This is a genomic window from Pirellulaceae bacterium, assembly GCA_029243025.1.
In the GTDB taxonomy this organism is placed as follows: domain Bacteria; phylum Planctomycetota; class Planctomycetia; order Pirellulales; family Pirellulaceae.
Map to the genome: position 1 here is coordinate 475520 of JAQWSU010000045.1, position 24116 is coordinate 499635.

At 52.6% G+C, this 24116-nt stretch carries 15 protein-coding genes and 1 tRNA gene; 7 read left to right on the plus strand and 9 right to left on the minus strand.

Features of this window, described 5'->3' with window-relative positions; all coding sequences use genetic code 11:
• Positions 1-43: 43 nt before the first annotated feature.
• From P8N76_20825 to P8N76_20835, 3 genes are all read right to left on the minus strand, one after another.
• Complete coding sequence (locus tag P8N76_20825; protein MDG2384127.1) at positions 44-1663, minus strand: tetratricopeptide repeat protein; 1620 nt, start codon at positions 1661-1663, stop codon at positions 44-46.
• A 478-nt stretch (positions 1664-2141) separates the two neighbouring features.
• Positions 2142-2212, minus strand: a tRNA-Gln gene (locus tag P8N76_20830).
• 35 nt (positions 2213-2247) lie between these two features.
• Complete coding sequence (locus P8N76_20835) at positions 2248-2904, minus strand: redox-sensing transcriptional repressor Rex (protein ID MDG2384128.1); 657 nt, start codon at positions 2902-2904, stop codon at positions 2248-2250.
• Positions 2905-3983: 1079 nt separating this feature from the next.
• Here P8N76_20835 and P8N76_20840 point away from each other — a divergent pair.
• A complete protein-coding gene (locus P8N76_20840) occupies positions 3984-5828 on the plus strand; it encodes a hypothetical protein (protein MDG2384129.1) in 1845 nt (614 codons plus the stop codon).
• A gap of 94 nt (positions 5829-5922) precedes the next feature.
• Here the strand turns inward: P8N76_20840 and P8N76_20845 are convergent, their stop codons facing one another.
• On the minus strand, positions 5923-6525 hold the full coding sequence (locus tag P8N76_20845) for a CPBP family intramembrane metalloprotease (protein MDG2384130.1): 603 nt from the start codon (positions 6523-6525) through the stop codon (positions 5923-5925).
• A 255-nt stretch (positions 6526-6780) separates the two neighbouring features.
• Here P8N76_20845 and ppdK point away from each other — a divergent pair, with 255 nt between their 5' ends.
• The gene (ppdK, locus tag P8N76_20850; GenBank protein ID MDG2384131.1) at positions 6781-9444 is read left to right on the plus strand and encodes a pyruvate, phosphate dikinase; all 2664 of its coding nucleotides are present in this window, start codon (positions 6781-6783) and stop codon (positions 9442-9444) included.
• 51 nt (positions 9445-9495) lie between these two features.
• On the opposite strand, the gene lpxA is transcribed toward ppdK, so the two are convergent.
• A complete protein-coding gene (gene lpxA / locus P8N76_20855) occupies positions 9496-10359 on the minus strand; it encodes an acyl-ACP--UDP-N-acetylglucosamine O-acyltransferase (GenBank protein ID MDG2384132.1) in 864 nt (287 codons plus the stop codon).
• A gap of 264 nt (positions 10360-10623) precedes the next feature.
• Between lpxA and P8N76_20860 the strand changes: the two genes are divergently transcribed.
• On the plus strand, positions 10624-10962 hold the full coding sequence (locus P8N76_20860) for a scaffolding protein (protein ID MDG2384133.1): 339 nt from the start codon (positions 10624-10626) through the stop codon (positions 10960-10962).
• 37 nt (positions 10963-10999) lie between these two features.
• Here the strand turns inward: P8N76_20860 and P8N76_20865 are convergent, their stop codons facing one another.
• On the minus strand, positions 11000-12130 hold the full coding sequence (locus tag P8N76_20865) for a cysteine desulfurase family protein (protein MDG2384134.1): 1131 nt from the start codon (positions 12128-12130) through the stop codon (positions 11000-11002).
• 86 nt (positions 12131-12216) lie between these two features.
• On the opposite strand from P8N76_20865, the gene P8N76_20870 reads away from it, so the two are divergent.
• Positions 12217-13353, plus strand: coding sequence for an NAD(P)-dependent oxidoreductase (locus P8N76_20870; protein MDG2384135.1), 1137 nt, complete (start codon positions 12217-12219; stop codon positions 13351-13353).
• Positions 13354-13384: 31 nt separating this feature from the next.
• Here P8N76_20870 and P8N76_20875 read toward each other — a convergent pair whose 3' ends face one another.
• Positions 13385-17713 carry a tetratricopeptide repeat protein gene (locus P8N76_20875; protein ID MDG2384136.1) on the minus strand — a complete coding sequence of 1443 codons (4329 nt, stop codon included), beginning with the start codon at positions 17711-17713 and terminating at the stop codon, positions 13385-13387.
• 565 nt (positions 17714-18278) lie between these two features.
• Here P8N76_20875 and P8N76_20880 point away from each other — a divergent pair.
• Positions 18279-19436 (plus strand): polysaccharide biosynthesis/export family protein, encoded by a 1158-nt coding sequence (locus P8N76_20880; protein ID MDG2384137.1) that lies wholly within the window; start codon positions 18279-18281, stop codon positions 19434-19436.
• Positions 19437-19493: 57 nt separating this feature from the next.
• Entirely contained in the window at positions 19494-20489 is a 996-nt protein-coding gene (locus P8N76_20885; protein ID MDG2384138.1) for a hypothetical protein, read from the plus strand.
• A 103-nt stretch (positions 20490-20592) separates the two neighbouring features.
• On the opposite strand, the gene P8N76_20890 is transcribed toward P8N76_20885, so the two are convergent.
• Positions 20593-21195: a glycosyltransferase gene (locus tag P8N76_20890; protein ID MDG2384139.1), complete on the minus strand. Its 603-nt coding sequence runs from the start codon at positions 21193-21195 to the stop codon at positions 20593-20595.
• A gap of 647 nt (positions 21196-21842) precedes the next feature.
• On the opposite strand from P8N76_20890, the gene P8N76_20895 reads away from it, so the two are divergent.
• On the plus strand, positions 21843-22307 hold the full coding sequence (locus tag P8N76_20895) for a RidA family protein (GenBank protein ID MDG2384140.1): 465 nt from the start codon (positions 21843-21845) through the stop codon (positions 22305-22307).
• Positions 22308-22360: 53 nt separating this feature from the next.
• Here P8N76_20895 and P8N76_20900 read toward each other — a convergent pair whose 3' ends face one another.
• Positions 22361-23761, minus strand: a complete 1401-nt coding sequence (locus P8N76_20900) for a trypsin-like peptidase domain-containing protein (GenBank protein ID MDG2384141.1) — start codon at positions 23759-23761, stop codon at positions 22361-22363.
• Positions 23762-24116: the final 355 nt, after the last annotated feature.

Below are 24116 nucleotides of genomic sequence, written 5' to 3' on the forward strand. Positions count from 1 at the left end.
ACTCCTGGATCCGATTCCGTGGTACGAGGAGTCGAGCGAAAGACTAAAGAGGTCCGACATTCGATCCGTAAGTGGATTCGGCGTCTCGCGTCTCATTATCCACCCGTTCCAACGCTTGGGTTCGATACGTCTTAGCCTGCTCGTTGTTTTGATCTCGACGAAGCACGTTGTTGAAGTCGCTGACCGCTCGATCGTTACGTCCCATGTTCATGTATGCCAGACCCCGATTGAGATAAGCCGGAATAAAACTGTCTGACACGCGAATTGCTCGTGAATAGGCACGAATCGCGTCCAGCTGATCACCACGCTGAGAATGTGTCAAACCTTCCCAAAGACTGGCTCGCGGCTCAAACTGATAAGGATTCCGCGGATCGGTCGAAGCGGCTGAAAAATCCTGCAACGCTTTGTCATATTCCTGCCGATGGAAAAAGCAAATCCCACGTCGCAGATAGGCCTCGGTATAAGTCGGAAAGAATTTCAGCGCCGTCGTATACTCGGCAATTGCCTGGTCTAGATCATCCAACATCCGGTAAGCATGGGCACGTGCAAAATGGGCACGTGCAAGCTCGAGCGGATCGGACGACTGGTCGATGATGGTTGTCGTGTCGCGAATCGCTTGCTCATACAACCCTTTGGTCTCTTCTCCTACCAGCTCATTCGCGAGGGCAATCATCGTTTCTGCCCGAGAAATCAACATACTTTCTGCGCGGACTTCCGTTGGATCACCGGGCTCCCATGATTTCTGCTTTTCACCCAACTTGGCGGCTTTCACAAAGCCATTCATGGATTTGACTGCAGCACGCAAATCGTCGACGATCTTCTGACTGTCTCCGTCAATTTTCGAGGACTCAACATTAGCACGCTGTGAATAAGCCAGTCCCAAATCGGCGGCCGCCGCCGAAGCAGGTCCAGTCATCGCAACCGCTTTTTCCAGATCTTCAATCGCAAATTCTGTTTCGCGAATTCGGGACAGAACACGCCCACGCTCGAGGTAAGCCTCGCCATTGTTGGCGTCCAGTTCGATCGCACGATCTAACGATCCGATCGCAAGGATCAAACTTCGCTGGCCAGCCTGATCCGTCCCCTGACTCGGTGAAGTCATAACGAGCCGCAGAAGAGCCTTCCCTTGCTGGAAGAGATTCTCTGGATTCGTTGGATCCTGTGCCACAGCCTGTGCAAAATCATCAGCCGCCTCGCGGAAACGTGCGGTGTCGAGATATAGCTTGCCTCGCTCTAAATGACTTTGCGTTACGAGGCCCTCGTATCGACTTGCACTCGGACTCACAATCGCACGAGAATAAGCCTCAATCGCATCGTCCGGCGCACCCAATTGTTGGAAACATTGAGCTCGACCAAAGTGGGCCGGTGCAAAAGTTCGGTCCAGTGCCAAAACCTTGTTGAATTCAGCGAGTGCTTCACTCCACTTCTGCTCCGACATCAAAGCCTCGGCAGCCGTGTTGGCTCGTTCAAATTCCGCCTGTGGGTCCAGAACATCACTTCCGAGCCCCGAGCCGCCCGACTCTGATCCCTCCAGTCCACCACTCGCATCACCGCTGTCAACTGGATCGTCAAAGATTCCTTGAGCCGAAACAGAATGGGCAGCAAGAAAAAGCGTGACCGCAAAACAGACAGAGAGGTTAAATCGAAAAGTGGCCAATTTCATAGAACATTCCTCGGAGTTCAGCTCTCAGGGCAAGCAAACGTGCTTAATTATAGTCCGCGCTTTAACTGTTGATGGAAGATCCAAACGTCGGTGGGCAACTTGCCGGGCTTTGGCCAAGCTGCCATGCGCTGGTCACTTGGAAAAATCGATACGGGCCCAATCATACGACGTCAGCTCCCTCCCAATCGGAAGGATTACGCTGAACAGGGATGGTTCGGAATTGCACAATCGTTACAGCAAGAAAAAACCGCAGTTTTCTAGAAATCCTGCGGTAAGCTCCACGGTTCGATACGTTCGAAAACAGATTCCGTTCGGGAGTGATCATTTGGTGGGCTGAAAAGCAACAAGCAAAGAGCCACCTGTAAGCTGAAATCGAATGGAAACGTTTGAGAATCGAAACATCCCTTTTCGATCACGAATTTTGGCAAACAAAAAGCCCCGTGATCGTTGTCACGTGGCTTTAGCTTGGCTCGAAGAGTCCGGGGACAGGGATTTGAACCCTGACTAACGGAATCAAAATCCGTGGTGCTACCATTACACTATCCCCGAATGGCTTGGCTCGCTGCCGCGCCACTCGTTACACTTTACGCATTAGGGGGTCGGTTAACAACTGCGAAAGAAAGCTGTTCAAGCTCAATCGCCAAATCAACCGCCACTATTCGTATTCCTTCCGGTAAATTAATCGTAACTGGTGCAAAATTGATGACCCCATCCATGCCTGCCTCGACCAGTTTGTCGGCCACTTCTTGAGCGGCAGAGCCGGGCACCGCAATGATTCCCAATTTGATTCGCTCACGACGAGCCACATCAGTTAACGCATCAATGTGATAGACCGTCACCCCTTCAATCTGCGTGCCTGTTTTGGAGCGATCAGCATCAAAGGCCGCGACGATCTTAAATCCTTGCTGCTCGAACCCCCGATAGCCCATCAAGGCCCGACCCAAGTTGCCAGCGCCAACAATCCCGATGGGCCAATCCTGGTCCGTCCCGAGAATTTGTTTGATGGCAGCCACTAATTCATCACAGCGATAGCCAATGCCCGGGTAGCCAAACTGGCCAAAATAGGCCAGATCCTTCCGAACTTGAGCATCGGTAAATCCCAGCAATTTCCCAAGCTGTGTCGAACTGGTCGTTTCCCGACCCTCTCGCCGCAACTGCTGCAATTCGCGCAAATAGAGACTCAAACGGCTCACAACCGCCTGCGGAACGGAGCTTTCAGGCCCAATACGGGGTAAATTCATCTTCGATTCGTTCATCGCACCGTTTGCGGACGCAATCCCGTCGCGTCTTGTCTGATCGCTACTCTAATGACTCCCTGAGAAGGTCTCAAGATGCCCGCTCTGTTCCTAAAGCGGTATCACAACACTAGTTTTGAAAATATCTGGTGTGGGCAAGCCAAATGCCACCGGAATCTCAGATTTTACGACTTCGCCCCCAATTTCTCCGATTAATATCGTCCTGCCCGTGTGGAACGGCTTCAACCATCCGAACGATCAGCTCAGTTGGCAAAGCGCGAGCTCCTGACGTTTTCGAACGCCAATGGAGCAGATACGAAAACCGGACGGGCAGTGCATCGATGCTCCGGGCTGATCGCTCACTGCTCTTCACCAAGACAGCCTCAATCCACCGCAACCGTTCCGACAATCCAACGAAATTCGACCTCGATACAGCCGGAATCCCCGACATTTAAGGGAACTCAATCATTGCTGATTCTTCTCCATGTGCAATTGCAACTCGGCTAAGCGACCAAGATCTCGGGCGGTACCTCATCGGCGAACAGCAGTAGACAGTTTAAAACCAAATCGATCTCCAACATCCAGAAAGCGGACGCCTGGGCGGGTCGCCGGCAACCGCGAACTCGATCTGACCAGTCGACTGGCCGTTGCGACTGCCACAATCATCAGCACCTACCCTCGGAGGGGTAAAAAGGGCCGTGCAAGCGGACGCATTCATAGCAATGCTCTCACGTCGCGACACACTCCAAGTCGATCTACCTTACGTCGTCTACGCAAACTACTTCAGCAAATAAATCACTGAAGTCGCGAGCGCTGACTGATTCGTCAAGGTAGCAGTTATAGGGCCAAGCCAAAATGAAATACCTATTCTGTGCAAGCATTTCATTACCCGTTAACTACCTATATTGACGATATAAGTCGACGTCGGAACTGCTCTGACAAAGATTCAGCACAAGTGACCCCCTGTAGCGGTCATTGTGACTCCGTTCAGTCCGAGTTGAGAGCAGCTTCCACAAAGAGAGTAATGCGACATCAAGTCGCCAGACTAGTTCCCGGTAACATGTGTTTTGTGAAGGAGATCGGAGATGAGCACGCGTTTTGGAGTGCCGATCCTAGCAGTCCTTCTGACTGTCGGTTCGGCGAACCTGGCAAGTGCCTCGTACTGTGGCGCGGCCAATTACCGCAATTGCGATTGTTCGTCGGGCGGAGTGTCCGAAGGCGCAGGTGCTGCAGCGGGTGAGACAACTGTCATGGTCACCCGTCGTAAAGTCGTGTGTGTTCCAGAGAAGTACACGGCCTATCGCACTGTCTATGACACGGTCTATGAAGACCGAACAATCAATTGCACGAAGTATGTCCGCGAAAATCGCGTGCGAACCGTCAACTACACGGTTCGAAAGCCAGTGTGGGAAACTCGTCAAAAGACGATTAACTACACGGTAATGCGACCCGTATGGGAGACGCGGCAAAAGCAGATCAACTACACGGTGATGAAGCCCGTTTGGGAAACTCGCCAGCGAGAGATCAACTACACCGTAAATCGTACGGTGTGGGAAACTCGCCAGCGTGAGATCAACTACACCGTGATGCGTCCGGTCTGGGAAACAAAGACTCGAACCATCAACTACACGGTCAATCGACCTGTCTGGGAAACTCGCCAGCGGGAGATTAATTACACCGTGATGCGTCCGGTTTACGAGACGCGAACAAAAGAAATCCCCTACACGGTTCGTCGACCTGTTTGGGAAACTCGCGAAAAGACGATCAACTATACGGTGATGCGTCCGGTCTGGGAAACCAAGACTCGAACCATCAATTATACAGTGATGCGTCCTGTGCATGAAACTCGCACTCGCAACGTAACTACCTACGTTCGCCGTGCAGTTCCTTACACTAAGACGGTCAATGTTAAGGGTGGAAATTGGGAAACCCGCAAGACGGTCATCCCCGGTCGCAGTTATACGCGAACGGTTCAGATGCCCGGTACTTGGACCTACGACTGCTGCACATGCCGATGCGTTTACTGCCCCGGTCCGTGCAAAAAGGTTTGCTGCAAACGCCCCGATCGCGTCTGCTGCAAGAAGGTCTGGGTTCCCACCTGCACTCAGAAGACCATCAACTGCGTCAAGTATGTATGTGAGCCTTGCACCAAGCAAGTCAAGTACACTTGTTGCAAGATGGTACCTGAATGCAAGACGCGAACTTGCACCTACAAGGTTTGCAAGATGGTACCCGAGTGCAAAACTCGAACTTGCACCTACAAGGTATGCCGTTACGAATGTGAGCAAAAAGTACGTACTTGCACCTACAAGGTTTGCAAGATGGTGCCCGAATGCAAGACTCGAACGTGCACCTACAAGGTTTGCAAGATGGTGCCCGAGTGCAAGACTCGAACGTGCACCTATAAGGTTTGCAAAATGGTGCCCGAGTGCAAGACTCGAACGTGCACCTATAAGGTTTGCAAAATGGTACCCGAGTGCAAGACTCGAACTTGCACCTACAAGGTTTGCAAGATGGTACCCGAATGCAAAACTCGAACTTGCACCTATAAGGTTTGCAAGGTCGTACCTGAATGCAAAACCAAAGTTTGCACTTACAAGGTTTGCAAAATGGTGCCCGAGTGCAAGACTCGAACGTGCACCTATAAGGTTTGCAAAATGGTACCCGAATGCAAAACTCGAACTTGCACCTACAAGGTTTGCAAGACGGTTTGCGAAAAACGCTCGAAAGACATTTGCTACACGGTCTGCAAGCCTGTTTGCACGACCAAAACTATCAAAGTCTGCAAGCGTGTTTGCCGCAAAGAGCCCGTCGAATGCTGCCGAATGGTACGCAAGGTCGTTTGCGAGCAGGTACCGGTTAAGGTCTGCTGCCCCACGCCCTGCTGCTGCGAGCCTACTTGCGGTGCAGAGCCAAGCTGCGGTGCCTAGTGACCGCTACACCTCTTTGGTATGAGACCAAAGAATAAACTGGTCTGGCGATTTTTCGGCGACCCGATCTTCACTGATCGGGTCGCTTTTTTTTTTATACCGTACGGCGGGTCAGGTACAACAAGGCGCAGAAATCGTACAACGCATGGCAGGCGATCGGAATTAAAAGACTTTCAAAATACCAGTACAAAAAACCCAGATAGAGACCTGCCACCACGGCCAACCCGAAGTAGGCACGCGTAATCGCATGGGCAAGTCCGAAGAGGCCACCAGCCACCAACCAGGCAACGACAAGACCGAGTTCTCTGCTCCAACCCTGTATTAGCCAACCCTGTGTCAGACCTTGCTGAATCAAGCCACGAAACAACAGCTCTTCGCCTAACCCGGCTGCCAGTGAAATCAGGGCCAGCATCCACACCGAAGCTCCGTTGAGAACCGGAAGTATCAAGCGATCGACCACGTCACGAAGCTGCCGAAATGGAGCCAAACGGCTACGATCAACGAGCAGCATCCCGCCCAGAAGCGGTAACGTGGCGAGAAAACCGACAATCAAATCAGCTGACAGTGAACGCCCCAAGAACGGCTGGACAACATTGACCCCCGACCACCAACCCAGCAATAGGGAGATCAATGCCAACGTCATTTCGCCGACAATCCCAAGGACGAGAACCTGATTCGGCCTAGGATCTTCGTGCATTTCCACTCCTCATGGCCGTTGGCTCCATCACCCGTGTTTAACCAAGCCGCGCTGCCCCCCGGCCTTGACCGGATTATTTCGGTCTAAATTCCGCCTAGCAAGTAGCTTGTCGCTTCCTTGACGGTCTAACCGCCCATTGTTAAACTTCCGGATTCATTCTGGCTCGTCAGCGAGCGCCGGAGCCGTGGTGAGTCCGACTCACCCCATCCAGTCAACAAACAGATCGAATTGCTCGGCAATCAAAGGAATAACCGAATGGCCAAACGAAAGACATCCCGTTCCAAAAAAATGATCTACTACTTTGGCAAGACGCGCACCGAAGGACGTACCACCGGCAAAGACCTATTGGGTGGAAAGGGCACGAACCTAGCAGAGATGACCGGCATCGGACTACCCGTGCCCCCCGGCTTCACGATCACAACAGAAGTCTGCGATGACTATTACAAACGGGGCAAAAAGCTACCGAGCGAGTTGATGGACCAAGTCGAAAAGACCGTCCGCACACTAGAAAAAGAGCTCGACAAGAAATTCGGGAATGACAAGAATCCCTTACTCGTCTCAGTTCGGTCCGGGGCGGCTGTCTCGATGCCCGGCATGATGAATACGATTCTTAATCTTGGATTGACTGATGATTCTGTCGTCGGCCTTGCCAATGCCACGGGTAATCAACGGTTCGCTTACGACGCCTACCGGCGACTAATCAACATGTTTGGTGACGTCGTGATGGAAGTCGACCACAAACACTTCGAAGCTGCCTTCAGCAAGATCAAACAACGTTATCGAGTGAAAGATGACAATGAGGTACCCGTTGAGGGCATGATCCAGCTATGCGACGAGTACAAGAAAGTCTTCCGCAAGCACGCCAAGCAAGACTTCCCACAAAACCCGTATGAGCAACTTGAGCTTGCGATCAAAGCTGTTTTCGCAAGTTGGAACACGACCCGTGCAATTCGCTATCGAGAAGTTGAAAATATCCGAGGACTAAAAGGGACCGCGGTTAATGTTCAGTCGATGGTATACGGCAACATGGGAGAGGACTCTGGTACAGGAGTCGCTTTCACCCGAGATCCCTCGACCGGCAAGAATGAATTCTACGGTGAATTTCTGATTAATGCTCAGGGCGAAGACGTGGTGGCTGGTATTCGAACACCTTCACCTGTCGATGAAATGCCCAAATGGAACCGCAGAGTTTACAAGGAACTGTTGGACATCAAAAAGGTATTGGAAAAACATTACCGAGATGTGCAAGACATCGAATTCACCATCGAACGCGGCAAGCTTTTCATGCTACAAACCCGTAACGGAAAGCGCACGGGAGCGGCCGCTGTCAAAATTGCATGCGATATGGTGAAAGAAAAACTAATCGATGAGAAAACCGCCTTGCTGCGAATCCCGGCTGGTGACCTAACTCAACTCCTGTTGCCCAGCTTTGCTCCAGCAGCCAAAAAGAAGGCCGATGTTCTCACTTGCGGACTGCCTGCGTCGCCGGGTGCTTCCGTCGGAAAACTGGCTTTCACTGCCGAAGAAGCGGTCAAACGTTCTGATGCGGGCGAAACGGTCTTATTGGTTCGCAAAGAAACCAGCCCTGAAGACATCGATGGCATGCACCGAGCGGCTGGAATCCTGACCAGCACAGGTGGCATGACGAGTCACGCTGCGGTTGTCGCGCGTGGCTGGGGGCGTTGTTGCGTCGCCGGAGCTGGTGAAGTCTTGATCGACGAGAAAAGTCGCAAGATTAAGGTCAATGGCAAGACCTTCAATCACAACGACACACTCTCGATCGACGGTTCAACCGGTGAAGTCATGAATGGGACGATTGCCACGACGCAACCAAAGTTGTCCGGAGACTTTTCCAAGGTAATGAAATGGTCGGATAAGTACCGCCGCTTAGACATTCGTACCAATGCCGATACTCCGAAGGATTCGACTCGGGCCCGAGAATTTGGTGCCCAAGGCATTGGACTCTGTCGAACTGAACATATGTTCTTCGAGGAAAATCGAATTGGCTCAATGCGTGAAATGATCATCGCCGAAACGGTCGCTGATCGTGAGAAAGCTCTAAAAAAACTGCTTCCATTTCAACGCCGAGACTTCGAGGGAATTTTCAAGGCGATGAAAGGACTGCCGGTCACAGTACGACTGCTTGATCCCCCGCTGCACGAATTCTTGCCACATGATGCGAAAAACCAAGCCGAATTAGCCAAGGTACTCGGCATCACCACCGCAAAATTAAAGAGTCGGGTTCAACAGCTACATGAGCAAAACCCGATGCTCGGGCACCGCGGTTGCCGACTCAGCGTGACCTACCCGGAAATCTTGCGGATGCAGGTAACGGCAATCGTTGAAGCAATGATCAATTGCAAGAAAAAACGCATCGATGCCCGCCCGGAAATCATGATTCCACTCGTTGGTACGGCGGCGGAACTGCAAGCGCTTCGTGCACTGACGGAACAGACAATCGAAAAGACGATTGCCGCCAAAAAATATAATGGCAAGTTGGACATCCTGATCGGAACCATGATCGAGATTCCTCGGGCAGCCTTAACCGCCAACGAAGTGGCCGAGTTCGCCGACTTCTTCAGTTTTGGCACAAACGACCTGACCCAAATGACCTTTGGTTATAGCCGCGATGACATCAACACGTTCCTTCCGGACTACCTCAAGCAAGAGCTTTTGCCGGTAGACCCGTTCCAATCACTCGACACATGCGGTGTTGGGCAGCTGGTTGAGATGGGCGTTAAGAAGGGTCGATCAACTGCCAAGAAGCTGAAGTGTGGCATCTGCGGTGAACACGGAGGCGACCCAGCCTCAATCGAATTCTGTCACCTAGTGGGACTCGATTATGTTAGCTGTTCGCCATTCCGAGTACCGATCGCTCGTTTGGCGGCCGCTCAAGCAGCATTGAAGAACAGCAAGTAAGCGAGCGGGACTCGTCCCCACTCAAAAACACCGAAGGCGTCATCCTGCGAATCAGGCTGACGCCTTTTTCTCGCTCTCTTCAGCCTGTTTCCCTTTCGCATCCGGCACGTGTAAACGAATCGTGGCGGGCTTCGGCATTCGTCGCTCCTGGACGCATCCACGTTTGGTTCCCGCCATAAAATCGGCCAACAAGGAACAGTGACCCTCTGGGAATCGCTCGCGCAATGCAGAAATTGCATCATCCCATCGAAGCCCGCTGCGAAACGCTAAGCGATAGCCGTCCTTGAGTTCCTGGATCTGAGACCGATCAAAACCACCGCGCCGAAGCCCCACGACATTCAGGCCGACGATAAGACTCGAGACTCCATCAACGGTCACATAGGGAGGCACATCTTTCGTGATGTGGGCTTGCCCACCCACCATGGCAAACGTGCCCACGCGACAAAACTGATGGATTCCCACGGCGCCTGATAGAAACGCGGAATCCGCCACGTGCACGTGGCCGGCAAGCATCACGTTGTTTGCCAAGATCGTCTGGTTGGCCAAAAAACAATCGTGGGCGACGTGGGAATTTACCATCAGTAAATTGTCGTCACCGATAGTTGTGACTCCCTCTTCCGAAAGGCCGCAATGAACAGTCACATGTTCACGAAACGTGTTGTCGTCGCCCACATCCAGGCGCCCCGACTTGAGCCCCCCCTGCTTGTGCTGCGCCGGCCCGCCTAATACGGTTCCTTCGGCGAGATAATTACGTTCTCCAATGCGGGTGCTAGCGCGTACAACGACATGACTTTCAAGAACACACCCCGTACCAATCGACGCTCCGGACTCGACAACGCAAAACGGGCCAATTTCAACACCCTCACCGACCGAAGCTTTTGGCCCAATGTAAGACGACGGATGAATGCCGGACATAGACTTTCCCCTGCTAGATGCCATCACAAGACGTTTTTCCACCGATCTCTCGAGCAATCAGTTAACCGCCCCCAGTTGTTATCGGACGGTGACGATGCGACGGTTAAAACGATTTCACCGATAAATCCACCTATTCCATCCCCCCTGCGATATCGACAGAAACGTGATAAACTCAAATGGAGGACAGTGTTAGCTGCCCTTGTGCCAGGCCAACACGGGGTGCTGGCATCGATTAAGCCAACCGTCTATGGATAGGTGCATTGAATGTCAAACGTAAACGAGATGTACAACGAGGCCGAGAAACTCAAGGACGACGGCAAGCTGGACGAAGCCATTGAGAAACTCGAAAAGTTACTGAAAACCGATCCAAGCCATGTGCTGTCACAACTGGCATTGGCGGTGCTTTATGGCCGACTTGGAAAACACGACCTCGCAGTTCAGCATGGGCAAAAGGCCTGTGAGTTGGATCCTCAGGATGCATTCAACTTCACCGCCATGAGCGTGACTTACCAACGAGCTTGGCAAGGCACGCAAAAGCAGGAATACATTCAGCTGGCCGAAGACGCAATGGCTCAAGCGCATGCGTTACAAGGCAACATGTAACCTACCGCACCACGATCTGGCAGCCAGTGAATCGGGCCTAGACGAGCGTTTCCCAATTCTGGAGCAACAAACCGACGGCCTTATCTACTTCTTCTTCTGATGAGGTCCAACCCAAGGTCAGGCGAATTGTGCCTCGTGCCGCTTCGGGATCTAAACCGATCGCGGCCAACGTGGCGGACATCGCAGTCGTACCGCTGTGGCAGGCAGAACCAGTCGACGCACAAATGTCAGGCACGCGGTCGAGCAATTCCTGACCGACAACACCCGGAAAGTTGACACTCAACGTATTTGGCAAACGTTGAGTAACGGGGCCGTTATAGGTCAGGTTTTCGATTCTTCGTTGTAGGCCCTCGAACAGGCGTTCTCGCAAGCTGGTCAATCGCTGTTGGTTTTCCTCGAGGCCTAAATGGGCCAGATTTGCAGCTTGCCCCAGCCCAACAATGTAAGCCACGTTTTCGGTACCCGGACGAAGTCCTTTTTCGTGACCGGCGCCGTGCAAGACAGGCTGCAACGGTGTACCCCGACGCACGTAAAGAGCACCAATGCCTTTCGGTGCATAAACTTTGTGGCCGGCGATTGACAACAGATCGACGCCGAGTTCATCGACTTGGGTACGAATTTTACCGACCGACTGTGCCGCATCGGTGTGAACCAACACGCCTCTTTGACGACAGACGTTTGATATTTCTTGAATGGGTTGAATCGTTCCAATTTCATTATTGGCATGCATGATGCTCACCAACACAGTGTCATCTCGCAGAACTTCGGCCACAGCCTGAGGGTCAACCACGCCATTCTGGTTCGTTGGCACAACTGAAACGGAACAACCCATTCGTTCCAAATACTTGGCCGGTTCTGTTGTGGCCGGATGCTCAACTGCGGAAATGACAATATGGCCTCGAAACGAATCCTCAGCTTGGCTGACGCCGAGAATGGCTAGATTATTGCTTTCCGTTCCGCCCCCCGTGAAATACAGCTCATCCGGTTGCGCCCCCAACATCGTCGCCACCAACTCGCGTGCATCCTCAATCGCCTGGTTACAAATTAGTCCTTGGGAATGATGACTCGAAGGATTTCCACAATAGCGAGTCAAGAATGGAATCATCGCTTCATAAACACTGGGCGCGACAGGCGTTGTCGCGTTGTAATCGAGATAGATTTGTCGCATGGATTCCTTCGCTTATCAACGCGGGATACAAATATCAGGCTGGTTGCAAGTTTATCACCTCGCTGACGGCCTGAAAACGAGGTAACATGCCAGGTTCCTCAATGCAGCCCCCTGACGTAAGGCTCAAGATCCCGCGTCCGAAGGCCGCCATCGCGACACCTTCAACCGAGGTAGTCAAAACCATGGGCCAATCGTTGCCAGGCGTGATTCAAGATGTGGTGCAACTCGAAACGCTGCTGAGCGAACCGAGCGAAGCGGCTATTGCAGCCATGTCCAAGCTCGACGGCGATATCATGCTACTTGGTGCTGGCGGGAAAATGGGACCATCGCTCGCACGCATGCTGTTGCAAGCGAGTCGACTGGCCGGACGCAATCGCCGAGTCATTGCCTTAAGTCGGTTCTCTTCTGAGCAAGTCAAGACCCAGCTCGCCGAATCAGGCATTGAGACGATAACCTGCGATCTGCGGGTTGAAAATGCAGTCGAATCACTTCCCGAAGTGAAAAACATCATTTTCATGACGGGCACCAAGTTCGGCACAAACCGGCAAGCGGCAAGAACTTGGGCCATGAATGTTCTCTTACCCGCTCGCGTGTGCCAACGTTTTCGTTCGAGTCGTATCCTGGCATTCTCGACGGGCAACGTCTACCCATTTGTGTCAACCCACGGCCGCGGCTCCGTAGAATCAGACAGCTTAAACCCCGTCGGCGAATACGGCATGTCAGCCTTAGGTCGAGAACGCATCTTTGAGTACCATGCCCAAGAGCTCGACATTCCGACAACAATTGTTCGACTGAATTATGCAGTCGAGACGCGGTACGGAGTGCTTGTTGATCTGGCTCAACAGGTCCTGTCACGCCAGCCTATCGACTTGACCATGGGTTTTGCGAACGTGATTTGGCAAGCCGATGCGAACGCGATGGCAATTGCAGCTTTGATTGACGCCAGCCCCGAGCCATTTATTATCAACGTGGCGGGTGATGAGATCTTCTCGGTCGCCTCTGTCTGCGAGACTTTCGCAGCAATATTTCGACGGCCCCTGTTACTTCAGGGCGATAGCGCTGAGACAGCATTACTCAATAATGCCGAACGTGCCTATCACCGCTATGGCCGACCCCGCGTCCCGTTACAACGCATCATCGAATGGACCGCTGATTGGCTATCCCGTAGCCTGCCAATTTTGGGGAAGCCCACGCACTTCGAAATCCGCAACGGACAATTCTAATTCTGACCGCCCAGCTCTCGAGATTCGAAAATTACAACTGAGGCTCGTTTTGAGGCATATAGTCTTTGAGTTGCGTCTTTAACCTCGTCAACAGCTTGGCCTCCGCAGGAGAAACTTTCCCCTCAGTCAGCCCCATGTCCAGTGCCTTTTTCAGTTCGATCCCCGCCTTCTCTTTATCGCTTTCTGCGTAGGCAAGTGCCAAATGAAAGTGCATTGGCGCTGTCCCATCGCCCGACTTGAGTGCCAACAAAAGATCCTTAATCGCATTTCCTGAGTCGCCGCTAGAAAGATAAGCCAAGGCACGCGTGTCAAGGAAATCGGCACGAGGACCGAGCTGATCGATCGCATCACCTATTACTTCTACGGCTTCGTCGCCTCGGCCATTCACCGCTAGTTGGAAGGCCAGATTGTTTCGAATGATTGCTTTCTGGAGGTCGGTGACATCCGCACGAGTCAGGAAATCACGATACATGGAATCAAGTCTTGTAAAATCTCCGCGAATGTCGTGGAAATCGATCTCAATCCAACCCAAATGCAAGTCATCCATTTTATATTTTTTGGCTGCATTAAACCATTTTGAGACGCGATCAAAATGCTCTGAATTACTGTCAACATATTGCTTGTTGGTTCGTAATCCTTGCAGCGCCACGTTCATGTAATATTTCAACGCGTTTGCATCCTTGGCTTTGATCGCTTTGGCAACCTCCTTCTCACACAAACCTAACGCATCGCCCAGCCGCTCCGCCTGCGGAACCCGTGTGTAGTATTCAACCAGACGTCGCGAATCCTGCGGTCTCATTTTGACATACTTAGCCCACTGCTTTTCTGCCAGTTTGTAGAATCCGGGTTCAATTTGCCCCAACTCCTCCATGATCAGGGCCACGGCCGACACCGTATCAGCTTGTGTCGGACGTTTCGCCCGACTGGAAACTTCCAACAAAGCTCTGGCAGCGTCGGATGATTGATTATTTCGAACGAGCAAAATCGACTTAAAGCGAAGCGTCTCTGTCGATTGTGGAGACAGTTTCCTTACCCACCTATCTGCGTCCGCAAACTCACCTTCCTCCAACAGCCATTGCACAAATACGGTGACATAGGCTTGATTGTCAGGAGATTCGGCCAAGACATCCATGATAGTTTTCCTGGCATCTTTCCAGCGCCCGCTCGTCTTATAGACCTGGGCAAGGATTGCTTTTTCACCTGTCTTCAACTTCCGCTTATTCTGAATCTCAGTCAGCCGATCTGCAGCCAGTTGCCGTGACGAGGCTTCTGGGCGACGAGCACACAACTGCAACCACATTTGCAGATCTTGTCCGCTCAGCTCGCCCTTCTCGTTTGCGTTTTCGTCCAGTAAGGCAAGTGCCGCAACAAAATCTTTGTAAGACATGGATTCGGCAATGAACGAAGCCTTTGTTCGTCGTGCCCATTTCGAACTCACATTATTCGCTGCGGCAATGCGATCAAGCGTCGCGAGCATTTTGGCACGCTGCCCGGATGCCTGATAAAGCAGAGTGAGGTTGCGTAAGAGGACATCATCGTTGGGATTCAACTTCAAGGCATTGACATAACTCGCCTCCGCCGCTTCATAATCACCAAGCAAAGCCTTGGCCTGACCAAGTGCCAATACTTTTTCAGGACCCGTTCCCTTTGCCTCTAACTCCGCAAGAACCGCTCTCGCTTCCGAATCTCGCTCACGGAAGGTCAGAAAATCGATCAGTCGCACCCAGGTTCTCGATTCTTCGGGAGCCACTTTAACTGCGTTGCGAAGCGTTTTCAGAGCGTTATCTTCATCACCGGCCTGCTTATAGATATCAGCCAAAAGCACCAGATCCTCACCGGACGTCGAATCCACGGGGATCAGGGATTTGGCCTTCGCCAACGCCGCGTTGGGATCAGTAGCCGCTAACACTTTAAGACCTTTCATCACATCGCCACGACTTTTTTGAGTGTCCGGTATCTGGCTCATCAGTTGCCGTGCCTCTGCCTGCCGCCCTAAGTTGCGATAGACTCCGGCAAGTTTCGTGATGGTCTTCACATTTCCAGGACGCTTTTCCAAGGCGTCCTTCAACGCAGCCTCGGCTGCCTCGAAATTCGCTTCTTCTATGAAAATGTCAGCTTGCAGCTCATAGATTGGCGCCCAGTCCGGCCGATCATCACGTGCCTTTTCAACCAAATCTCGTGCCTGAGACAAGACATTCTTTTCTTTCTTGTCATTCTGATAAAGCCACAGCAGACGACTCGCTTGAGCAATCCGCCATTCGGATGACTCTTTACCGGATCGAGTGGCCAAGTCACCTAAAACTTCCTTCATCAGGTCGTCATTGCCGGCCTGCAGAGCCAAATCAAAAATCGCAGTTCGCAGAGCCAGATTGTCTTGGTTGGCCTCCAACATTTCCTGCATGACAGCGATCGCCTGATCGTATGCGTTGATACGAGCGTAGCTATTCGCAACAACCGACTTCAAGGCTGCTTGTTCTCGATAGGGAAATTGACTGATCCCTTCAAGTAGCTTCCCAAGCTGCGCTATCGCATCTTCGGGATTTGCTTGAATGATTCGAGTCGCTCTGGCAGCCCGTAAAGATGCTGAGTCACCGAAACGCTGTGAAATCTGGTCAAGAATTCGCATCCCCTGCTGATCGTCCGTCGTCAGACTGTTAAGCAGCATGTAGAAACGGGCCGTCTGGGGATATCTGCGTGTGGCTGCTTCCGCACGACTTCGGGCTTCCGACAACTTGCCCTTGCGGCGCAGCATATCGATGTTGAATTCTTCGAGTTGCCTGGGCGAATAATTCTCCTTCTTCGTCCAAACATCGATCATTTTGTCGACGGAAGTCCAGTTGCGAGCTGCTTCCGGTTTGCTCTGTTCTTTTCCGATACTCGCATCCAGCGTCAACTTGTAGACAAACCTTCTGCCATCATCATTGAAATCGCCGCTGTTCTTCTGAAGCTCGTTAAGAATTTTCAAACATTCGTCGTAACGCCCCTGGGCGTAGAGCGATTGAGCGAACTCGGCCATCGCAGTGCTTGACTTTTCACCCACACGATCAGCGATCGCTTCAATCTTGTCGTTAAATCCAAGACTTTTGTAACAAATCAGCAAGCTCGTATCGATTCGCCGCTTCATCGACTCATTTCGCCCTGAAACCGAACGAAGTTGCTCAAGATTCTTCGCTGCTAATTGGAAGTTTTTCTCGTGCATCAACAAGCGTGCTTCGAGAAATTTCAGCCGAAAAAGATCAAAACGAGATTCTCGTAAACGGTCAATTGCTTCTTTGCAATCTGCCACTCTGCCCATGTCGAGCTCAAGCCCAGCCCGTTGGTAAATCAGATCCGGATTGAGCTTCAATTTACTCAAACCAACTTTTAGGATCTGCAAGGCACCTTCCTGATTCCCTTCTCGCTGAGCGAGGTCAGCCAATGCAGCGTACATGCGACGGTCATCCGGATGCTTTTCCAAACCATCGTTGAGCAAGACACCGGCTGCATCAAGATCACCGACTGACATCAATGTTGTTGCAGCCACCAGGATGACCCGCACGGATGATTCTGCTTCATTCCGATTGATCTCAATTGCCTTGTTGACGTCCGCAAGGGACTTCTCTTTGCCTTCCTTTCCATCAAACCTTCGCTGGAAGAACGTCGCCCGTTGCAAATAGGCCTCTGCGTCTTCCAAATTTTGCTCCACCATTTGGTTCATGAGAGTGGAGGCAATGTCCAGATCAACTTCTCGATCCTCCTGTCGTCCCAGGATTCGCAACAGCACGACGTAGGCAGAGATTTCGTGGGGATCCGCGGCCTTTTCTAAATCAAAACTGTTCGTCGCGCGATCGTAGCCTGTCAACTCGCACAAAAGGGCAATCGCTTCCTCGGGCTTACTCTTTGCCTCCAAGCAGTTCGCGTAAGTCACTTTGTCGGTTGAGTTGAGCGATGAAATAGCTTCAATTTGCTCAAGATGGTCCATCGCATCCTTCACTCGCATCACTTGCCGATGCAAGGCAAACTCCAAACCAAGACGACGAAGTTCGACGTCGCCGGGATATTCGCGAATCGCTTTCTCTAACGCCAAGTACTGTGTCATCAGCTCCCGATAATCAACCGTCTCGGCCGACAAAGTTCGATCGCGTGCGGCAGTAAGCAGTCGCTTCAACTGGTCGATGTCGTCAGGCCGGTAACGCATATATCGCTGAAGTAGTCGAATCTGCTCATCAACATTGCCTTCCGCCTCCGCCTTTTCCGCTCGAGTCCGAAGACCCTCCGCATTGCGAGACATTTGGTACCCGTGGAGAAAATGAGTACCAACGACAAGCACCATCGAACCAAAAACAAGAAAGAGCAGAAAAGGGATATTCAGTTTCTTCATGACTTTTTGATTACCGATTTCACCAACGGGCTTTCTGTGACGGGTTTGCTAAATAGCCGGTTTTCCTCGTGCTCCTCGCTGAAGAAGCCCGCTTGGGGGCTTCTAGGAGGACTCAGAGGGAACGCCGAGATCTCGAGGGAATGAGTTGGTTAGCTCCACTGCGGGCGTCTCGTACCTCATTGTACGGTTGTCACCTGCATTTTGCTCGTTTCGGTTGCGGCACACCGGCCTAAATACCAGCTCTCTTCTTCCAGATCATGACTGGGAACGGCCCTGCAAAGAGGATCCCTGAAATACCTATACCACGCATCTTACCCCAACTCACCGCATCGAAACATTTAGAGAGCTCAAAAACATCGCGAAACCCCTAAGCTCCGCAAACAGGTAGCGAATGGGGCAAATGCAGCGAATGTCGGATGATATTTAGACAAAATCGCCGAAAGCGAAAAAGGAAAGCAAAGATCGTGGCAAAGTTTGTCGATTATTCCGGCTGTAGCGGTCAGGAAGACTTATCCATCGTCACGTCCGGTGGGCTCCGATTGCGCCTCGGACGAGGAAAGCAAACATGAAGACGACTTGCACAACCGATCGAAACTCAAGCAGGCGGCAGGCGGGTTCAGCGGGATTGCTGTTAGCACTGATTAGCTGTGTGACAGCGGGCGGCTGCGTGGCTTTGCCAACCGATAACCTTGGCATGCAGACGCACGAATTGAACGCCCACCCCGACTTGGCGCCCATTATGAATGGAGCCACGCTGGATGAGAATGGCAACTTGGTCGAAGGGCCTCCACCGGCGACCAGCCCACCGTCGGAACTCGCCAAAGTTTCCCTGCCTCGATATCGAGTGGCTCCGCCAGACATTCTCGTGATTCAAGCGATTCGCTTGTTCCCACGAAATCCGTACTACATCCAGTCCTCCGACTTCCTGCAGATCATTGTGCCAAACGCACTCTTTGATCAACCAATTGCGTCGACCTTCCAAGTCGACTCCGGAGGTCGCGTGAACTTGGGAGCCGCTTATGACTCGGTCAAGATTGCCGGCTTAACGCTTGAAGAAGGTCAGGACGCTATCGCTCGGCACTTATCACGCTTAATCGACCAACCTCAAGTTTCCGTTTCGCTTCTTCAAGCATCGGGAGTTCAGCAGATTGCTGGTGAGCACCTGATCGGCCCCGATGGTTTTATCAACCTGGGGATTTATGGCAGCGTCTACGTTTCTGGTTTGACGGTCGACGAAGCACGCCTGGCGATCGAAACCAAGTTATCCGAGTACCTTGATCATCCCAAGGTGTCCGTGGACGTGCTCATCTACAACAGCAAGTTCTTTTACGTCATCACAGAGGGGGCCGGCTTCGGCGACAACGTTGTGCGAATCCCGGTGACAGGCAATGAAACCGTCCTTGACGCAATCGCACAGATTGGCGGCCTGCAGCAGGTTTCGAGTAAACGGCTCTGGATCTCCCGTCCATCTCCAAAAGACAACGGCTGCGACCAAATCTTACCCGTTGACTGGCAAGCGATCACACGAGGAGCTGCCACAGGTACGAATTATCAAATCCTTCCAGGCGATCGCATCTTCGTCGCTGAAGACAAACTTATCGCAGTCAACTCGCTGGTTACAAAAGTGCTGAATCCAGTCGAACGCATGATGGGCTTCACGTTGCTCGGTGCTCAAACGATTCAGTTCTTACAACGGTTCCCACGAGGAAGTTTCACATTCTAGGATCACTTGAACCGGAAGTTTACGGATAGCACCGAGTGCCTTAAAAGGACCGCCCCCATGGTTAAACATCTATCAGGAAAACTGATCCTGGTCGCAAGTGCGGCATTCGTCGTCGGTCACCAGGAGGTATCGGGTCAACACGGATTTCACAAAAATCCACCAGTAGAAAGTGCGTCTTGTGCCATCGGCCAATGCCCGACCAATTTCTTGACCTACGGATTTTTCCAAGAAAACTGGCGAAGGTGGCCCGAGGAATCCGCACGAGAAATTGCGGCAGCAAAATCCTCTGCTTTAAATCCCTTTGTCATTCCCGATCGGAACAAGATCAGTCCAATCATTCCGAACTCGAGAGACGAGGCAGTTCAGGTTCCTCGCAAACGAAAGCCGATTGAAGCGACTGCCGAAGATGCAAGTGTCCAGTCGATCGGGCAACCCAGCGCGCCCGCCCCCGTCCCCAACGACAACAATGGGTTAATGGAACTGGAAGGACTTCCCTCGGAAGTTCCCGGCACGGAGCCAGGAGTTCCCGGCACGGAGCCAATCCCAGAGATACCCGATGGCAACAATTTGTTCGGCCCCTCGGACGACGACACGTTGGAACCAAGCGAACCGAAAGAACCCGAATCCACCGAAGACGAATTTGATTTCGATTCCCTCGATCTGTCGAACGATTCGCAACGTCAGCAGCGAGCGGGCTCAGGCCGAAAGACAGCAAGTCAACCAAAAACCACGCGAACGGCTGCTTCCCTGGAACCGAAACCTCGTCCCTTGCCACAACTGGTAGCACGAGAATTGGGACAAGAGATTCACCACGATGTCACGCGGGTCGACCAAGTCGCGGCCACCGTTGACATCGGCAGCGATGATTTGCGTCGAGGTCGCAACCCGTTGCGATTCAAGACGACACGGAAATCACGACCCGTGACGACCGTGCAAGATCCAGCGGCTCAGTCATCCAGTAAAGCAACTCTCGACGTCCCTGAAGTCCGACAGACGCAAGCTCGAACCCAACGGACTCGATCAAGCCGCTCGAATCCGTTGCGACGCCGGTAAACAGTCGCCAAGTCGAATTAGCAATCGATCCAAGGGCCGTTCGCTTCTTCCGTCATCGGATTCGAAGCGAGCGGCCATTTTTTGTATTTCAATGACCGGGAACCTAGCCTGCCACAAATCGCTGGAGTCGCGCTGCCAGATTGGGACTCATCGTCTCCGCCGATCCGGGCTTACGAGCCAAGTCCTTCCGAGTGAAACAGTCAAAAGCCATTGGTTGATCGGCATAGGCAGCTTGCGAACCACTGGGTGCGGATCCACGTCGAGTCAAATGAAGCGACTGGCCCCTATCAACACGATGAGAGGATCCAGCGTAGGCCCGATTCATCACACCACTCGCATTGCGGGACCGAGGCGTTGTCGAACGATTCTCTTCGCGTGTATCCCAAAGTCGACGCATCGTCTGTTGACTAAACGGCATCGACGCATCGTGTACGAAAATGAACTCGCCCACCGTTTCCTGAATCCCATCGTCTACCGTTGCTAGCGGCTCGCCGATAGCCGAGCGGTCGAGTAAGCGAACCTGTGGATACGATGTTGCCAAATCCGAGGCGACTTCGGCCGTCAGATCGGTGGATCCGTAATCCATAATCAGGATTTCGAATTCCGTCGTTAAATCGGACAACACTTCCAGAATGCGATGAACGCGGTTGCTGAGCACATACTGCAAGTTACGAACGGGTAGGATGACACTGATAGATGGACTCAAAGGAATTTCCTTTCGGCAATTGGAACGACCAATCAACGCCGATCAAAAGATCTCAGACCGGATGCGATGGCGACGACCGTGTCTTCTCGATCGGACCTCGACCGGGCTGTTCTGCAGGCATTGCCGTCGGGTGACCGTTAAACGCGACTTTCCGCCATTGCGGATTCTGCAGAATGTCGGCAGCAGGTAATTGAGTCACCTGATTTGCCCCCTCCCACCGCCAACGAGGCCGAAGCGCGTAGCCGCCTGACTGGTAACCGCTACCCAATCGGGATATCCTGAGTGTTTCGGCGAGCAAACTCGTAATGGACCGACCGAGACGGCGACCGAGCCTGATCGTCGGAATAACCGCTTGTCGCGTGGTCAACTGGCCACCGCGCGTAATTTGTGTCCTCCTCACTCGGCAAATGGCAAACATGGGCCAAATGGAAAACAAAGATCAAGACTGGCCAATTCGAAGCAGGCCCTCTTCGCACAACGCGTGGTAGGGGCCTCACAAGCTCCAGCCAGCGACCGCTCCAGCCAGCAACCAAGTCGGGAGCTCGGCTTCCAGCCAGCGATGTGGCCCGACGAAAAGCGACGGATTCGACATCCCCAGCCATCAACGGCTTACCCACTACTTCTTATTCAGGAAAGGACCCTAACCGATGTCAGCTGATGCCAAAATCACCGAACTCAAATTAGAACTTCCCCCTGCTCCCAAACCGGCAGGAGTTTACAAACCCGCATTGATCATCGGTGATCTGTGTTATGTCTCAGGGCACGGTCCCTTGAGATCAGACGGCAGCTTAATCAGCGGCCGTGTGGGGGATGACATGAACGAGGAGCAAGCCTATCAAGCCGCACGCCAAACAGGGCTCGCCATCCTGGCAACCCTTCAGGCACATTTAGGCACGCTCGACCGCATCGAAAGAGTTGTCAAGCTGCTGGGAATGGTTAACTGCACGCCAGACTTCGGCGCGCAGCCAGCGGTCATCAACGGCTGCAGCGAATTAATGGCGGAAGTATTCGGTGCCGATGAAGGCGTCGGAACGCGTAGTGCCGTAGGCATGAATGCACTTCCCGGTGGAATTGCCGTCGAGATTGAAGGGATGTTCCAACTTAAGTCGTAACACGACCGGGCAAAGCAACGCCAGTTGTTCAGATGGAACTCGAGGAAACGCGCTTAGCGACGATCGCCTCCGCGAGAATCGATGCGACGGTTGACTCGTAATTCCGTCAATCTGCGATTTTGATGCTCTCGATCTTCGTATTGCAGTTTCGCCATAAAATCGCGAGATGGTCGATCCAAGACAATTAAACGGTCTTGGGTTGGCTGCCCGGAAGATCGAATGATGCAAATGACTTCAGCGCGACCGTCGACCGGCTGTGAAGCAATTGCCAATGGAACCGACGACGGAGTCGCCGATCGCGACAACAAGCCGGGTGAAGCGGAGGTTGCCGAGCTTGTGCTAGGCTGACGTGCTCGACCCACCGCAGCCACGCCGGCTTGATGGGTAGCCGGCTGAACGGCAGCCCGACCCTGCGCCGCTAGGTCGATCTCTGGTCGGGACTGATAGACAAACGACAACTTGGATTGATCCAGCTTCGAATGAATGGATTGGTAGGCGGCGTAGAGACCTTCGTCGCTCGTGGGATCGGCTGCGTTGCAAACGCCGATCAAATAGCCATCGGTGGAGAATAAACCACCCCCACTTCGTCCATCCACCGGGCGGCCGGAAACGGTTAGATTCTCTGGCCCAAGGAATTTATTCACCTGCTTAACTTGGCCACGCATCACAGAAGGATCCTTACCGTGATTACAGCCAATACTAAACGTGGTTTGCCCCGGTTGAATTCGATAGGCGGAACCGGCTACTGGAACCGGCTGTATCGGTGTTTGCAACTTGATCCCCACCAACGCCAAATCCCGATCAAGATCATAGCGAATCAAAACTCCACGACGCGACTCTCGCTTTGGAGTTGCAAACAGATCAACGGTAATCTCACCCTTCCCCTTGGAATCACGAAAAACATGTCCGCAGGTGAGAATCAACGCATCAATCGAACTTCGATCGCGATGCATATCAATGATCGTCCCAGTCCCGTAAGAGTGCCCCTTGGCATCCTCAATGCGAAGCCGCACAGTCGCCTGCATTGCCAGCTGCTCAAACGACGGCCGCTGCCCTCGACTCGTACTCGCAGGCGGATTTGTTGGCGGCCGAGAATTTCGTTGGGCCGTTGGACGTGTAGTCGTCGGCGCCACAAAGGATGGGGCAGCAGACGCATGGCGTTTGATCAGTGCCAGCAATTGCCCCAACGGAACCGCACCTACAATGCGGTCAACCGGCTTGCCGTTAGCGACCACCAGGTAGGTAGGAACCTGAGTCACTCCAAATCGCTGAGCCAAATCCTGACGTTCATCGAAATCGAAGGTCCGAACCTTATAGCCCATCGATCGGATTTCCTGAACCGTTCCCTTCATGGACTGACAAGGACCACACCAGCTAGCGGTAAACTCAACTAATTCAAAGTCGCCCGTGGCCGTTAGGGCTGCTGCGAGAATTATCGACTGTAACGAGAGCATCCTTTCCCTCCTTGGTAAGCAAGCTGCCCATTCAAAAGTTGAGCAGGAAGCGTGCGGCGTTCCATCGCCGCGGAATGTTCTTCGAATTGGAAAATATTACAAGGTCGATCCTGCCAATTGATGGTAGCAATGCCACCACTTTTTCGACTCTTTCTGCCAAACTTCTCGCAAAAACCAACTTTTGCTCAAGTGCGAGCCTCCGCAATTTTTTCCAACAAAAGCAGCTGGCATGCCGAGTCGGTTCATTTCTGTTGGAATTTGACTCGCTCAACCGTCAAAGCATCGAGCCCTCCCGAGAGCCCCGTGTCTTCGTTACAATGTCGCGTTCGTTCTGCTTGAACATGGAGCTTGGATT

Bases quoted from the DNA above. Each gene is read 5' to 3' on its own strand.
- P8N76_20825 (MDG2384127.1), bottom strand. From the start codon at position 1,663: ATGAAATTGGCCACTTTTCGATTTAACCTCTCTGTCTGTTTTGCGGTC.
- P8N76_20835 (MDG2384128.1), bottom strand. From the start codon at position 2,904: ATGAATTTACCCCGTATTGGGCCTGAAAGCTCCGTTCCGCAGGCGGTT.
- P8N76_20840 (MDG2384129.1), top strand. From the start codon at position 3,984: ATGAGCACGCGTTTTGGAGTGCCGATCCTAGCAGTCCTTCTGACTGTC.
- P8N76_20845 (MDG2384130.1), bottom strand. From the start codon at position 6,525: ATGCACGAAGATCCTAGGCCGAATCAGGTTCTCGTCCTTGGGATTGTC.
- ppdK (MDG2384131.1), top strand. From the start codon at position 6,781: ATGGCCAAACGAAAGACATCCCGTTCCAAAAAAATGATCTACTACTTT.
- lpxA (MDG2384132.1), bottom strand. From the start codon at position 10,359: ATGTCCGGCATTCATCCGTCGTCTTACATTGGGCCAAAAGCTTCGGTC.
- P8N76_20860 (MDG2384133.1), top strand. From the start codon at position 10,624: ATGTCAAACGTAAACGAGATGTACAACGAGGCCGAGAAACTCAAGGAC.
- P8N76_20865 (MDG2384134.1), bottom strand. From the start codon at position 12,130: ATGCGACAAATCTATCTCGATTACAACGCGACAACGCCTGTCGCGCCC.
- P8N76_20870 (MDG2384135.1), top strand. From the start codon at position 12,217: ATGCCAGGTTCCTCAATGCAGCCCCCTGACGTAAGGCTCAAGATCCCG.
- P8N76_20875 (MDG2384136.1), bottom strand. From the start codon at position 17,713: ATGAAGAAACTGAATATCCCTTTTCTGCTCTTTCTTGTTTTTGGTTCG.
- P8N76_20880 (MDG2384137.1), top strand. From the start codon at position 18,279: ATGAAGACGACTTGCACAACCGATCGAAACTCAAGCAGGCGGCAGGCG.
- P8N76_20885 (MDG2384138.1), top strand. From the start codon at position 19,494: ATGGTTAAACATCTATCAGGAAAACTGATCCTGGTCGCAAGTGCGGCA.
- P8N76_20895 (MDG2384140.1), top strand. From the start codon at position 21,843: ATGTCAGCTGATGCCAAAATCACCGAACTCAAATTAGAACTTCCCCCT.
- P8N76_20900 (MDG2384141.1), bottom strand. From the start codon at position 23,761: ATGCTCTCGTTACAGTCGATAATTCTCGCAGCAGCCCTAACGGCCACG.